The sequence below is a fragment of the Streptomyces sp. NPDC006296 genome (assembly GCF_040613235.1).
Classification (GTDB): Bacteria; Actinomycetota; Actinomycetes; order Streptomycetales; family Streptomycetaceae; genus Streptomyces.
In genome coordinates this window covers 21,138-34,257 of sequence record NZ_JBEXRT010000019.1, presented here as the reverse complement: position 1 = coordinate 34,257, position 13,120 = coordinate 21,138, and the positions used below count along the sequence as shown (strand labels likewise).

At 72.1% G+C, this 13,120-nt stretch carries 9 protein-coding genes; 3 read left to right on the top strand and 6 right to left on the bottom strand.

Annotated features, from left to right (window positions below):
- Positions 1 to 128 precede the first annotated feature (128 nt).
- From ABZ172_RS15735 to eccE, 5 genes are all read right to left on the bottom strand, one after another.
- Positions 129 to 2,003 carry an ABC transporter substrate-binding protein gene (locus ABZ172_RS15735; protein ID WP_356884240.1) on the bottom strand — a complete coding sequence of 625 codons (1,875 nt, stop codon included), beginning with the start codon at positions 2,001 to 2,003 and terminating at the stop codon, positions 129 to 131.
- Positions 2,004 to 2,200: 197 nt separating this feature from the next.
- The gene (locus ABZ172_RS15730; RefSeq protein ID WP_356884238.1) at positions 2,201 to 5,335 is read right to left on the bottom strand and encodes an SCO5717 family growth-regulating ATPase; all 3,135 of its coding nucleotides are present in this window, start codon (positions 5,333 to 5,335) and stop codon (positions 2,201 to 2,203) included.
- 447 nt (positions 5,336 to 5,782) lie between these two features.
- On the bottom strand, positions 5,783 to 6,016 hold the full coding sequence (locus tag ABZ172_RS15725; RefSeq protein WP_356884236.1) for a DUF397 domain-containing protein: 234 nt from the start codon (positions 6,014 to 6,016) through the stop codon (positions 5,783 to 5,785).
- 79 nt (positions 6,017 to 6,095) lie between these two features.
- Positions 6,096 to 6,806, bottom strand: a complete 711-nt coding sequence (locus ABZ172_RS15720) for a hypothetical protein (RefSeq protein ID WP_356884234.1) — start codon at positions 6,804 to 6,806, stop codon at positions 6,096 to 6,098.
- Positions 6,803 to 8,143: a type VII secretion protein EccE gene (eccE, locus tag ABZ172_RS15715; RefSeq protein WP_356884232.1), complete on the bottom strand. Its 1,341-nt coding sequence runs from the start codon at positions 8,141 to 8,143 to the stop codon at positions 6,803 to 6,805. The genes ABZ172_RS15720 and eccE overlap by 4 nt, the downstream gene beginning before the upstream one ends.
- 184 nt (positions 8,144 to 8,327) lie before the next feature.
- On the opposite strand from eccE, the gene eccB reads away from it, so the two are divergent.
- The 3 genes from eccB (at position 8,328) to ABZ172_RS15700 (ending at position 11,790) form a co-directional block, all read left to right on the top strand.
- Positions 8,328 to 9,860: a type VII secretion protein EccB gene (gene eccB / locus ABZ172_RS15710; RefSeq protein ID WP_356884230.1), complete on the top strand. Its 1,533-nt coding sequence runs from the start codon at positions 8,328 to 8,330 to the stop codon at positions 9,858 to 9,860.
- A gap of 11 nt (positions 9,861 to 9,871) precedes the next feature.
- Positions 9,872 to 11,125 (top strand): type VII secretion-associated serine protease mycosin, encoded by a 1,254-nt coding sequence (mycP, locus tag ABZ172_RS15705; RefSeq protein ID WP_356884229.1) that lies wholly within the window; start codon positions 9,872 to 9,874, stop codon positions 11,123 to 11,125.
- A 221-nt stretch (positions 11,126 to 11,346) separates the two neighbouring features.
- Positions 11,347 to 11,790: a hypothetical protein gene (locus ABZ172_RS15700; RefSeq protein ID WP_356884227.1), complete on the top strand. Its 444-nt coding sequence runs from the start codon at positions 11,347 to 11,349 to the stop codon at positions 11,788 to 11,790.
- On the opposite strand, the gene ABZ172_RS15695 is transcribed toward ABZ172_RS15700, so the two are convergent.
- On the bottom strand, positions 11,766 to 11,960 hold the full coding sequence (locus tag ABZ172_RS15695; RefSeq protein WP_356884225.1) for a hypothetical protein: 195 nt from the start codon (positions 11,958 to 11,960) through the stop codon (positions 11,766 to 11,768). The genes ABZ172_RS15700 and ABZ172_RS15695 overlap by 25 nt on opposite strands.
- Positions 11,961 to 13,120 lie beyond the last annotated feature (1,160 nt).

The window sequence follows — 13,120 nt, the reverse complement described above, 5'->3', positions numbered from 1 at the left end:
CCGCGGCCCTGTCGTGTGCGCGCGTCTCGTGGTCGCGCTGCGTCCTGGTCGCGCGGGCCGCCGGACCGCACAGTGTCCACGCCCGCCGCGCCCTGGAGGAGCGCGGGAGTGCTTTCTGTGCTCATGGACTATTCACGGTCTTCCGCGGTGGAACGACGGCGCATGGCGAACAGCAGTCCGCCACCGACGAGGACGACTACGGCGACTCCGACCCCGACGAGGACTCCGGTGGAGCTGCCGCCGCCGTCGGACGTGTCGCCCGCGGCGCCGGCTGCCGGGACCGCCGACCACCAGCTCCAGTAGCCGTCCTGACCGTAGATGTTGCCCGCGTCCGCGGGCATGGTCGTGACGGACTCGATCTGGTCGGTGCGGTAGGCCTCGACGGCATTGGGGTACGCCATGACGTTCATGTACCCCAGGTCGTACAGCCGCGACTCCATCTGCTTCACGAGGTCGGCCCGTTTGGCGGGGTCGTACTCCGCCAGTTGCTTCGCGTAGAGCTCGTCGTACCGCTTGTCGCAGATGAAGTTGTCCGTCGCCGCGGACTCCTTCGGCTTCGCCGGGAGCGCGCCGCAGGTGTGGATCGACATGACGAAGTCGGGGTCGGGGTTCACCGACCAGCCGTCGAACGCGAGGTCGTACTCACCGGCGTACCAGGGGTCGGAGACGTTGTCGCGGCAGTCGACCTTCAGGCCGATGCCCAGCTCGCCCCACCACTCCTGGAGGTACTTGCCGATGGCCTTGTCGTTGGGGTCGGTGGCGTGGCACAGGATGCGGAAGTCGAGCGGCTTGCCGTCCTTCCCGGTCCGCTTCCCGGCGCCGTTCTTCCGGTAGCCCGCCTCGTCGAGGAGGGCCGCGGCCTTCGCCGGGTCGTGGGCGAGCTTCTGCCCGGCCGACGGCTTCCAGAAGTACGAGTCGTAGCGCGGCGGGATGTAGCCCTCGCCCTCCACGGCGTATCCCTGGAACACCTTGTCGATGACGGTCGTGCGGTCCACGGCCATGAACAGCGCCTGACGGACCTTCTGGTCCTGGAGCGCCGGGTGCCCGTCGCCGAACTTCTCGCCGTCCTCGGTCCGCGCCCCGGGGTTGGTCGCCAGTGCGTAGAAGCGGCGGCCGGGGGCGTCGTTCACCTTGATGTCCGGGGTGGACTTCAGCGACGCGGCCTGTGCGGGGGTCAGGCTCGGGCTCCCCGCGACGAAGGAGACTTCACCCTTCCGGAGGGCGGCGACGGCCGCGTCCTGGTCCTTGTAGTAGCGGAAGACCAGCTCGTCGAACTTGGGCGCGCCCCGCCAGAAGTCCTTGTTGGCCTTCAGCTTCACATAGCTGTCGACCTTGTAGTCCGTCAGGATGAAGGGCCCGTTGCCGACGATCGGGAACGTCGTGTCGTTGTTGAACTTCGAGAAGTCGCCGACCTTCTCCCACACGTGCTTGGGGACGATCGGCACGTCCAGTGCCGTCATCGTGGCCTGAGGCTTCTTCAGCTCGATGACCAGCTTGTCCGGGCCGGGCGCGGTCACCTTCTTGAAGTTGCCGACGAAGCTGCCGTTCGAGGTGGCCGCACCCTCGTCGGTCATCATCGTGTTGAAGGTCCACGCCGCGTCCTCGGCGGTGGCCTGCTCACCGTCGGACCACTTCGAGTCCGACCGGATGGTGTACGTCCACGTCAGCTTGTCCGCCGAGGTCTCCCACTCCGTGGCGAGCCCGGGGATCGTGTGGTTGTCCTTGGCGTCGTAGTTGGTGAGGTAGTCGTACATCAGCCGGTGGATGCTCGTGGAGACCAGCCGCTGCGCGAGGAAGGGACTGAGGGAGTCGACGCTCTGCGCGACCGCGACCGTGAGGGTCGACTTCCCGTCGGCGGCCGAGGCCTCCTGCGGGGCGGGGCCGAACGGGTTTCCGGGGACGACCGATCCGGCGGCCAGCGCCAGTGCGGCGGCTCCGGAGGCGAGAAGGATACGCAGACGGCCGCGTGGGCGGGAGGAGCGTGGAGTGACTCTTGTGACCATGGACGTGGACCTCGCGTCATGTCTCGCATGGTGAAGGCGGGCAGATCTCTGGTTCGCCAGTTGGTGAAGCGAAGGTTTATCAGCGGCGGTCGAGTCCCGTCAACGGTCCGCCAAACCGCGTGTGGTCTGCGGGAATGCGATGAGGGCCCGCACCGTGTGCACGGTGCGGGCCCTCATTGGTTTAGACCTCTACTGCCTCACTGCTGAGGCGCCGGCGGCGACTGCGGAGGGTACTGCTGCCGGCCTTCCGGCGGAACGGGGCCCTGCGGTCCGGGCTCTCCGGACCGCTGTGCCTGGCCATCGGGCTGCACGGGAGGCCGGGGCGGCCCGGCCTGGGCCGCCCCGGGGTGGGCCGGGGCGGGCGGTGCGGGCTGCCAGCCGTGGTTCTGCGCACCCTGACCGGGGTGCGGCGGATACGGCTGCTGCGGCCCGCCCTGGGGCTGCGGCCCGCCGTTGGGCGGCTGGGGCGGGTACGGCTGCTGCTGCCCGGGATGCGGCTGTCCGGGGTACGGCTGCCCCGGATACGGCTGACCGGGCTGGGGCTGCGGCGCGTACGGCGGCTGACCGGGACCCTGCTGACCGGGCGTCTGCTGATTCGGGCCCTGCTGACCCGGCATCGGCGGGGCGAACTGCGGCGGCGGGCTGCTGCCGTCCGACGTCCACAGCCCCTGCTGCTGCTGGGCCCGCTGGAAGTCCTCCGCGACGAGTGCGGACAGGTTGAAGTACGCCTCGCGGGTCTTCGGCCGCATCATGTCCAGGTCGACCTCCGCACCGGCGGACAGGTGCTCGTCGAACGGCACGACCACCACACCGCGGCAGCGGGTCTCGAAGTGCTGCACGATGTCGTCGACCTTGATCATCTTGCCGGTCTCGCGCACCCCGGAGATGACCGTCAGGGAACGCTGCACCAGTTCGGCGTAGCCGTGCGCCGACAGCCAGTCCAGCGTGGTGGACGCACTGGACGCCCCGTCGACGGACGGCGTCGAGATGATGATGAGCTGGTCGGCGAGGTCCAGGACCCCGCGCATCGCGCTGTAGAGCAGGCCCGTGCCCGAGTCCGTGAGGATGATCGGGTACTGCTTGCCGAGCACACCGATCGCCCTGCGGTAGTCCTCGTCGTTGAAGGTCGTGGAGACCGCCGGGTCCACGTCGTTGGCGAGGATCTCCAGCCCGGAGGGCGCCTGCGAGGTGAAGCGCCGGATGTCCATGTACGAGTGGAGGTACGGGATCGCCTGGACCAGGTCGCGGATGGTGGCGCCGGTCTCGCGGCGCACCCGCCGGCCCAGCGTCCCCGCGTCCGGGTTGGCGTCGATGGCGAGGATCTTGTCCTGCCGCTCGGTCGCCAGGGTCGAACCCAGCGCGGTCGTCGTCGTGGTCTTGCCGACGCCGCCCTTGAGGCTGATGACCGCGATCCGGTAGCAGGACAGCACCGGTGTGCGGATCAGGTCCAGCTTGCGCTGCCGCTCGACCTCCTCCTTCTTGCCGCCCAGCTTGAAGCGCGAGGCGGCGGACGGGGTGCGGCTGCTCTTGGCCTTCTGCTTGCCTCGGACCAGCCGGTCCGAGGACAGCTCCACGGCCGCCGTGTAACCGAGCGGGGCACCCGGCACCGAACGCTCACGCTGGTCATGGGTGACCGGCGTCGGCCAGCTCGCCCCGGTGCGCGGGTCGACGGGCGGGGCCTGCGGTCCGGGCGGCTGGGGCTGGTAGCCCTCGGGCGGCTGCTGCTGGGCAGGCAGGTGGGGGGTGCCCTGGGCGGGCTGCTGCGGGATCGGGGCGGGGAGCGGGGCCCCCTGCGCGGGGAACTGCGGCGGCCTGCCCGGCTGCGGGGCCGGGAAGCCGTAGCCGCCCTGGGGCTGCGCGGCGGGCGGCCGGGGCGCGCCCGGCGCGGGGAACTGCGGCTGCTGCGGCGCCTGCTGCTGCGGAGGCGGGGGAAATCCGTAGCCGGGCTGCTGCGGTGGCTGCGGGGCGTGTGCTGTCTGCGGGGCCTGCGGTGCGTGTGGGCCATGCGGGGCGTGTGCTGTCTGCGGGGCCTGCGGTGCGTGTGGGCCATGCGGTGCCTGCGGTGCAGGCGGGAAACCGTAAGCGCCCTGCGGTCCGGCCGCGTGGGGCTGGACCGGCTGCTGGGGTGCGGGCGGCGCCGGCTGTACGGGCACCGGGGGCTGCGGGAAGCCGTAGCCGTCCTGCGCCCCGGGGGCCGGAACGGGCTGCTGCGCGAGCTGCGGTGCCGGCTGCTGGACGGGCCAGTGCGGCGCGCCTTGCGGCGTACCCGGCTGCGGTGCGGCCGGCTGGAAGGCGGGTGGCAGGGGCGGCAGGGCGCCGTGCGCGGGCGGTGCCGGCGACCACGGTGCCGGGGGGTTCGACGGGGCGGAGTCCTGGGGCCCGGCGGCGGCCGGGGACGCCGCGGTCTGCGGTGCGCCCTGCGGAGCCGCGTCCTGCGGGCCCTCAGGCAGGGAACTCGCGGGCTGGTCGGCCCGGTCGGCACCCCCTTCGGCGGCCTGGCCGTCCTCCTCGGCCGGCTCGTCGTCGGCCGCCGGTGCGGGCTCCCGTGCCGGATCCTGCGGGGCGGCGGTCCGGTCGTCGTCGGCGGACACGTCCTCGCCCACCGGACCGGCCGGAGCCGCGGTCTCGTGGTGCGCGTCCGTGTCCGCGTTCCCGTCCGTGCCCGCTTTGGTGTCCGATGCGGACGGGGACGCGGAGGGGGAGGAGGACGGAGAGGGGACGGGCGCGGGCGGGTGCTCCGCGGAGTCCTCGGCCGCCGTACCGGAGCTCCCGGCACCGGACCCGGAGGCGGCCGGGTCGGCCCCGGTCCTCGCCTCCTCGCGCTCGGCGATCTCCCGCTTCAGCGCGGCCGGGGAGAACTGCATGGTCGCGCCGCTCTCCACGTCGCCACCGCCGAAGGACGCGTCAGGTCGGCCGGACGGGCCGGAGGCACCGGACGTACCGGTTCCGGCTTCCGCCCCGGCCGCCCCGGGCACGGGGGAGGGCACAGCCGGGGGAGCGGGCGCGGCAGGAGGCGCGGGCGGCTCGGCCGACGGACCGTCGGAGGCCGCCGGCGGACCGTCCGGGGCTGCGGGCGGGGCCGGCCGCCAGGAGGACTCGTACCCGCCGGACGCCGGGCCCGGCACGGACAGCGGCGGACCCTGCGGCGGCGGAGGCGGTGCCAGGTGCGAGCCGGCCCCTCCCGAGGACTCACCCGCCGCGTTCTGCGTGTACCAGGCGGGCGGGGTGTAGTCGATGGTGAACTCACCCGTCATCTCGGCGGGATCCGCGTCGGACGACTCGTCGACGGGCGTGTTCCATCCCCCGCTGATCTCGTCCCGATCGCCGTTCACTTTGCCTCCTGGTGTGGTCGAGCACCCTTGTGCCGTGGTGGGTGGGGGCGACCGTTCCCGATGTCCGGTTCGCCCGGCTCTCCCCCTTGCGACGCGCAGTGCCTGCCCGCAGGTTCTTCTGCCGCGCCTCACCCACCCTAATCGCCATGGCCCGTACTACGTCAGGCCGTATCGCTCAGCGGGGACTGTCCCGTAGGTCACGTGCGGTCCCTGCATGAAGCGAGTGCGGCGGTACGGGGGGAATCGGGCTGAATGTCGCTCCGGCGCGGAAGAAGGTGCCCGAACCCGGCGCGCGTGCACGCTCGTCGGGCCCCGGCGTGCGGGGCGACCGTCCGGGACGCAGCGTGCGGGACTGCCGTCCGGACACGGCACGGGGGCGGCCGTCGCGGACGGCCGCCCCCGTGAAGCACACGGTCGCCGCCGTGTGCGACGCCCTCGCGCGGTCGCCTACCTGAGGTCGAACTCGCCGTCCCGCGCTCCCAGGACGAAGGCGCGCCACTCGGCCTCCGTGTACCGCAGGACCGTCTCCGGATCCAGCGAGGAGCGCATGGCGACGGCACCGCCGGGGAGATGGGCGATCTCGACCCGCTCCTCGACGTTCTCGGTACCGGGTGCGCTCAGCCACTCCACATCCGAGATGTCGAGAGCGTAGAGCTCGTCCTTTTCCTGCTGGGTGCCCATGCGCCCGTCCCTTCGCTCGAACCGATCCGTTCCCCGCCATGATCCTGAAAAGCGGCGGGCCCGGGGAGAAAACGAGGATTCAGTCCATCCTGCGGGCGGTGCCGAGGAGTCCGGTCTCGACGTCCGTGGCGCCGGTCATCACCCAGTGGTGGTCCCGGCCCGCCACCCAGAGCGTCACCCCGTCCGCCAGCGTGGGCAGCGCCTCGCTCTCGGCCCGTGCGAGCCCGAGGATGCGGCCGATCTGCTCGGCCTCGGCGGGGGAGACCCGCTGGACGCCCACGAGCGTCGCCGACCGCATCAGCCGGGGTGCCACCGGGCTGAGATAGGGCAGCAGGGTCAGCACCGACTGCCAGGGCGAGGACACCACCCGGCCGCGGGGCGGACGCATCCCGCAGTCACGCACCACCACCACGGGGCTGCTGACGCTCGCCCCGGTCGGCGGGACCCGTCCCACGTCGTGGAGCGAGACGCACTCGACGCCGGCACCCGCCGCCTGCGCCAGGGTGGTCCACACCTGGGGGCGGCCCGTCTCGACCGCGACCCGCGCGCCCGTGCCGGCCGCACGCAGGGCCAGCACCTGCGCGGTCCACAGCCCCCCGATCAGCAGGACGTCGTACGGCGCAGGCCGGTGGAAGCCGATCATCTGCGGGCGGCCCTCGGCGTCGTCGCCGATGATCACGCCGTCGTCGCCCACCGGCAGCGCCAGCGCGCCCAGGTGGTCGGCGGCCAGGGTGTGGCCCGCGTGACGGGGGCCGGGCAGCCCGCGCCGCGGAGCGATCCGCTTCCTCACTGCGCGCCTCCCAGCGGGAGCGTCGCCAGGGCGCCCGGCAGCTGCTCCCGGTCCAGCCGTACGAGACCCACCTCGGCGTGCCGCGCCGCCTGCTCCAGCGTCCTTCGCACCCCGACCAGTTCGGTGTCCGAGCCGCCGGTGATCCGCACGTGCCCGCGCACCGACACATGCCCCTGGTGCGCGCCGCGGCGCACCGTCAGGCTGAACGTCGTCGCGTAGGCGGGGACCGAGGTCAGCAGCGCCACCAGCCGCGGCAGCGGAGTCGCCTCCCGGCCCAGCTCGGGCCAGCGGTCCACCGCGTAGGTGGTGTGCCAGCGGTCGTCGCAGCGCCAGACCCGCGTCGTCTCCGTCGTCCGCCGCTGCGGCGCCGCGTCCGGGCGTCCGGCGCGGGCCGACAGCATGGGACTGGCGCAGGCCGAGGTCGCCACGGCGGAGTTCAGCTCGTCCTGGTCCAGCACCACGGCCCGGAACCCCGCACCGGTGATCCGGCTCGCCACGTGGTCCGCGACCCGCACCAGGCAGCGCTGGGCCCCGCCCATGCCGCCGCCGCGCGCCTCCACGGCCTCCCGGCACAGCTCCGGATTCAGCTTGACCGCCACCCAGGTCATCCGCAGCGCGGGCGCCCCGGTCCGGTCCTGGAGGGGGCCGTACGACAGCCGGGCCACCGAACGCTCCGGCAGGTGCGGTGCCGGAGCGGGCCGCACCTGCTGCACGAGCTGCGCGGACTCCAGCACGATGTCGTCCACCGCGAGCGCGTCGCCCAGCAGCGACAGCGGGAGCGACCGGGCGCCCATGGCCCGGCGCAGCGACTCACCGCTCGCCTCGACCCGCACCACCGCCGTCAGGAACGTGCCGTCCCCGACCATGCCCACCGTGCGCCGGGCGCCGTCCACATGGATGTACGGAGCGAACCCGGGCACGTTCTCCGCCACCGGCGCCAGCTGGGGTTCCGTCTCGGCGGGGGACGCCTCGGCGGTCCGCCTGCGACGCCGGAGGGAGGAGACGGTGGACAGCCAGTCCTGCACGGCGCGGCCCCGGCGGCGCACCAGGGCGAGGAGGATCAGCACGCACGCGACCGCACCGGCGGGGATCATCCACATGCCGCCGAGCGCGGCGCCCACCGCGGCGACCGCCAGGGCGGCCTCCACGAGCACCAGCTGCCGCAGTGCGGGGCCGACACGGCCGCTCCGGGAGATCGAACGGAGCGTGGTCGCCGCCGGTGCGTCCGCCGGCCGTCGGGGCGCCGCGCCTTCCGGGTCGTTGCTGCGTTGCCGCCGGGAAGGGCCGGGCGTTCGGTGGGAGGACCGCCTCGAGCGCTCCCCCGTCGCTGGACCCATCGCCGCGTTGCCCCCTCGTGTCCCGTATTCACCGTTTTTTGCACGGGCGTTGACCGGTCGATCACCCTACCTGAGCGGTGTGAGCCACGTGCCAACAGGCATAGTAGGGGTGCCGGTCGGGGGCGGCGGCCCGTGGACGGTATGGGAACCTGGTCGCCCATCGGGGAGAAGGGGCAGCGCGCACATGGCATCACGGCGGGACGAACTCAACGCCTACACCTTCGCGAAGCGGAGGTTGGTCGCACAGTTCCTGCAGCCCCACCCGTCGGGTTCCGAGGAGGGCGCGCCCCGCCCTCTCCGCGCGGTGGTCCCCGGAGCGATCGTCGGTGTGGTCGTGCTCGCGGTCTTCGGCGCCTGGGGGATGTTCAAGCCGGTGGCCCCCCAGAAGTGGGACACCCCCGAAGAGAACGTCATCATCGCCAGCAAGTCCACCACCCGCTACGTGGTGTTGACGACGGACGGCAAGACCCAGCTGCACCCCGTGCTCAACATGTCCAGCGCCAAGCTCCTCCTCACCCCGGACAAGGGCACCGTCATCAACGTCGACGAGTCGGTGCTCGACAGCGGCAAGATCCCGCACGGCGCGACCCTCGGCATCCCCTACGCCCCGGACCGCCTGCCCGACAAGAAGGAAGCCGGATCCGCCAAGCGCTGGGCCGTCTGCGAGCGCCCCGGCGAGGGCGGCCGGGCCATCCAGAAGGCGGCGTTCGTCTTCGCCGAGCGCGAGCGGACGAAGACCGAGGGCGCGGACCGGCTGCGAGGCGGCGAGGTGATGTACGTCGAGGGCCCGGGGCCCGACAAGACCCGCTACCTCGTGGACGCCACCGGCACGGCGTACCCGGTGAAGAACGACGAAACCCTGCTGCGCACCCTGGTCGACGCCGACCGCACGGCCCAGCGGGTGTCGGCGGACTGGCTCGCCACCCTGCACACGGGGGACGAGATCGGCTTCCCCGCCGTCGTCGGCGCCCCCAGTGCCGACGCCGGCGTCCCGGGGGCCCTGCAGCCCGAGGACAACCGCGTGGGCATGGTCCTCGCGGCGACCTCCGGCACCAGGACCCAGCAGTACGTGGTCCTGCCGGGCCGGGTCGCCCCGGTCTCCGACTTCGTCGCCAAGCTCCTGCTGGGCAGCCGCGACCTGGTGACCCTCGGACAGGACGGCAAGGCGAAGGACGTCAGCGCCGGAGCGTTCCGGCCCGGCAAGCCCTTCGGGCAGGAATTCGACTGGCCCGAGGGTGCGCCGGAGCCCGTCAACTCCGCGGAGGCGTCGGGCGGAGGCCGTGACACCGTGTGCAACGTCCTGCGCGGCGTCGCGGACAAGGACGGCGCCGGCACCCTCAGCACCTGGGCGGGCACGGGCTTCCCCGCCACGCTCCCCACCGGATCCAGCAGCGCCTACGTCACCCCCGGCTCGGGCCAGCTCTTCCGGCAGTTCAAGGGAGCAAGCCCGGAGTCCGGCCCGCTCTTCCTGGTGACCGACACCGGTCTGCGTTATGCCATGCAGTCCAACGGCGACAGCGTGCAGGACGACTCCGGCATCGGGGAGTCCGGCACGAAGGAGGAGCGGGAGCAGCGCCGGCAGGAGGCGCAGGAGGCGCAGATCCGGCTCGGATACAAGGACGTCGACCCCGCACCCGTACCGGCCGCCTGGGCCGCCTTCCTGCCGACGGGCCCCCGCCTGTCGACCGGTGCGGCCCGCCAGCCACAGGGTTCGTGAGGAGCGGCCACGTGACCACGCCCCCGTCCCGCCGACGGCGCCCGCTGACAGCCGCGGCCGCCACCGCGGTCCTCCTCGTCACCCTGCCGGCGCTGCCGGCCGCCGCGGACGACGCCACCCAGTGCACCTTCCCGTCGAAGCCGTACACCGGCCGCCCCTGGGCCCTGCAACGCGTGCTGATGGACGAGCTCTGGGCGCAGTCCACCGGCAAGGGCGTGCGGGTGGCGGTCATCGACACCGGCGTCGACGTGAAGAACCCCCAGTTGACGAAGGCCGTGGACACCGCGAGCGGAATCAACCTCCTGGACAGGAACCTCAAGGACGAGAACGGCAACAAGCTCGACCGCGGCAAGGAGAACGGCACCACCGACCTGGTGGGCCACGGCACCAAGGTCGCCGGCATCATCGCCGCGCGTGAGGCGGAGGACACCGGCTTCACCGGACTCGCCCCCGACGCCACCGTCATCCCGATCCAGCAGAACGACGCCGAGGGCCACGGCACGGCGGACACCCTGGCCGCCGCCATCCGGCACGCCGTCCAGAAGGGCGCCGACGTCATCAACATCTCCCAGGACACGGCCAACGCCGTGCGGCCCACGTCCCGCCTGCAGGATGCGGTGGACGCGGCCCTGGCGGAGGAGATCGTGATCGTCGCCTCGGCCGGCAACGACGGCCTGGGCGGCAACGTGAAGGAGACCTACCCGGCCTCGTACGACGGGGTGCTGGCCGTGGCCGCGTCGGACCGGAACAACGAACGGGCCCCCTTCTCCCAGTCCGGCGAGTTCGTGGGCGTCGCCGCCCCGGGGGTCGACGTGATCTCCACCGTTCCCGGCGGCGGACACTGCGCCGACAACGGAACCAGCTTCTCCGCCCCGTACGTCGCCGGGGTCGCGGCCCTCATCAGGGCCAAGCACCAGGACTGGACGCAGCAGCAGATCGTCGCCCAGATCGAGCAGACGGCGGAACGCTCGATCGCCGGCCACGACCGCCTGGTCGGCTGGGGCGTCATCGACCCGGTGCGCGCCCTGACGGAGGACGACAGGCCCATCGAGCGACCGGTGGCGCACGAAGGAGTGAACAAGGGCAAGGCCCCCGTCCCCGCCGCTCTTCACCTGGGCGAGACCGCCGACGAACGCAACGCCCGGCTCGCCACGTACGTCGTGGTCGGCGGGGGAGTCCTGGTCGCCGCCATCGCGGGCGCCGCGGTCGCCGTGCGCGACCGGCGTCGCCGCCGGGAACGCCAGGGGCGGCCGGCCGGTGCGTGAGGCCGGGGCGGTGCGGGGCCTCGCGGTGATGCGGGGCGCGCAGGCGGTGCGGGGCCTGCCGGCTGTGCGCGGCCTCCGGAAGTTACGTGGCCGACAAGACGGTTGGTCATGTCAGTGCCGTTGGCTAGAGTGATGTGTTGGGGCCAGTCCTGATTCTCGCGAGTGCGAAAGCAACGCGATGCGGACTGTGCAAACGGGGAAAACGGGGGAGAGGCGACACCGTGGCCAAAGGAAAAGGGGATCTCCACAAGGGTGTGGGCGCCCTGGAGAAGTTCCAGAAGAGTGTGAACGCGTTGCTGGCGGAGTTGGAGAGTTCCTCGGCCGGCAGGTCGAAGGTCGCGGCACAGACGGTGTCGCGTTCCTCCCTGAGCGGCCACAACACCTGCTTCGCGGAAGCGGATGCCCTCTATACCCAGTACAACCGTGTACACGAGTCACTCGTCACGCTGTCGAAGTCCCTGGGCGAGCAGATCGAGTACCTGAGCCTGGGCGTGCACGCGGCCGCTGTCGGCTTCGACAACGTGGACGACGACACGCGGCGACGCTTCCACGAGATCCGTGTGGAGATGGACGCCGACCGGGAGAAGACGCGCGGGGACGGGCCGGACAAGCCGCGTTCCGACAGCAAGGACGGCTCTGCCTACGACGACTTGGGTGACAGCTGATGAGCGACGACCAGCAGCCGGAACTGACGCCCGCGGAACAGCGGCAGCAGGACCAGGAGCGTGTCCAGGGACAGCTCGTCGTCACGGACATCACACGCCAGGTCCAGGGCGTGATGCAGTCGTTCGGCCTCGGAGCCGGCACGACGGGCCGTACCTCGTTCGAGGAGCACGAGCTCAACGCGGTGATCGACCTGATCGACAACTCCAATCCGGAGGACCTGGAGAGCGCGGGCAAAGCACTCCTGCGGGCCCGGGACGCGATCAGAGATGCGGCGTCGGAGCTCCGCCACTCCATCGAAGGGGTCGAGTGGGAGGGCGAGTCCGCAGCCGCCTTCCACGACTGGGGCAGCGGACTGGTCGCCCACGCCCAGAAGCTGGGCGACTTCGCGGAGACGGCAGGCACACAGATCACCGTCGCGGCCACCGGCCTCGCCTCGGTCCGCAACTCCCTCCCGCCCCGGGACACCCGGCTGCACCCCAAAACCCCGGACGAGCTCGAGGCCCCGAAGCGGGTCGAGGGCAACGCGGAGTACGCGGCAGCGGTGAAGGTCGAGAAGGACCGCCAGGAGGCGATCAACCAGGCGAACCGCCTGGCCTCCTACTACGCCGTCTCGGGGGAGACGCTGGCGGCGCAGGAACCACCGCGGTTCGACAAGAAGCTTGATATCGAGATGCCGCGACCAGAAGGTCGCTGGTTCGACGGGGAGAAGTCAGAATCCCCGAAGTCAGGTAATTCGACCTCGTCGATTCAGGCAGACTCCGGGCATACAGCAGAGAATGCAGTGAATGGCGGCCCCAGCTCTCCAGAACAAGGGTATGGGCATGATGCGCCCGTAGCCGTGTCTCCAATTCTGGACAAGGGTGTGACGACGGAAATCAACAGCGTTACTGTTCCGTCAACGTCGGTGGCTACTGGAACGCCGACACCGCAGTCCACTTCCCCCGTGGCAGCAAGTGGTGGCGCGACGCCTCCTATGGCACCCGGGGTCATCAGTCCCGGGGTAGCTGGCTCAAGAGGGTTTCAGGTGCCATCGGGGGCGCCCAGAAGTGTCGGTCAGGCGGTCAGCGGTGGGGGGAACCGTACCAACAGCCCTGCAGGAGGTAGTGCCAGCGCCAACGGTCGTGCCGGATCTCCTGTGGGTCGCCCCTCACCTATGAGTGGAGGCTCGGCGTCAGGGGCTGCCGGGCGTGGCGGGCCAGGCGCGCAGTCTCCGACAGCAGGTCGTTCCGGCATCACTGGCGGAAGGCCCACGGCTACAGGGCAGGCGGCTGGCTCCTCCGCTCCTCGTGCAGGCCGGGCGGGTGGCATCGTAGGTGGCAACCCGCAGCG

Bases quoted from the DNA above. Each gene is read 5' to 3' on its own strand.
- eccE (WP_356884232.1), bottom strand. From the start codon at position 8,143: ATGGGTCCAGCGACGGGGGAGCGCTCGAGGCGGTCCTCCCACCGAACG.
- ABZ172_RS15735 (WP_356884240.1), bottom strand. From the start codon at position 2,003: ATGGTCACAAGAGTCACTCCACGCTCCTCCCGCCCACGCGGCCGTCTG.
- ABZ172_RS15725 (WP_356884236.1), bottom strand. From the start codon at position 6,016: ATGGGCACCCAGCAGGAAAAGGACGAGCTCTACGCTCTCGACATCTCG.
- eccB (WP_356884230.1), top strand. From the start codon at position 8,328: ATGGCATCACGGCGGGACGAACTCAACGCCTACACCTTCGCGAAGCGG.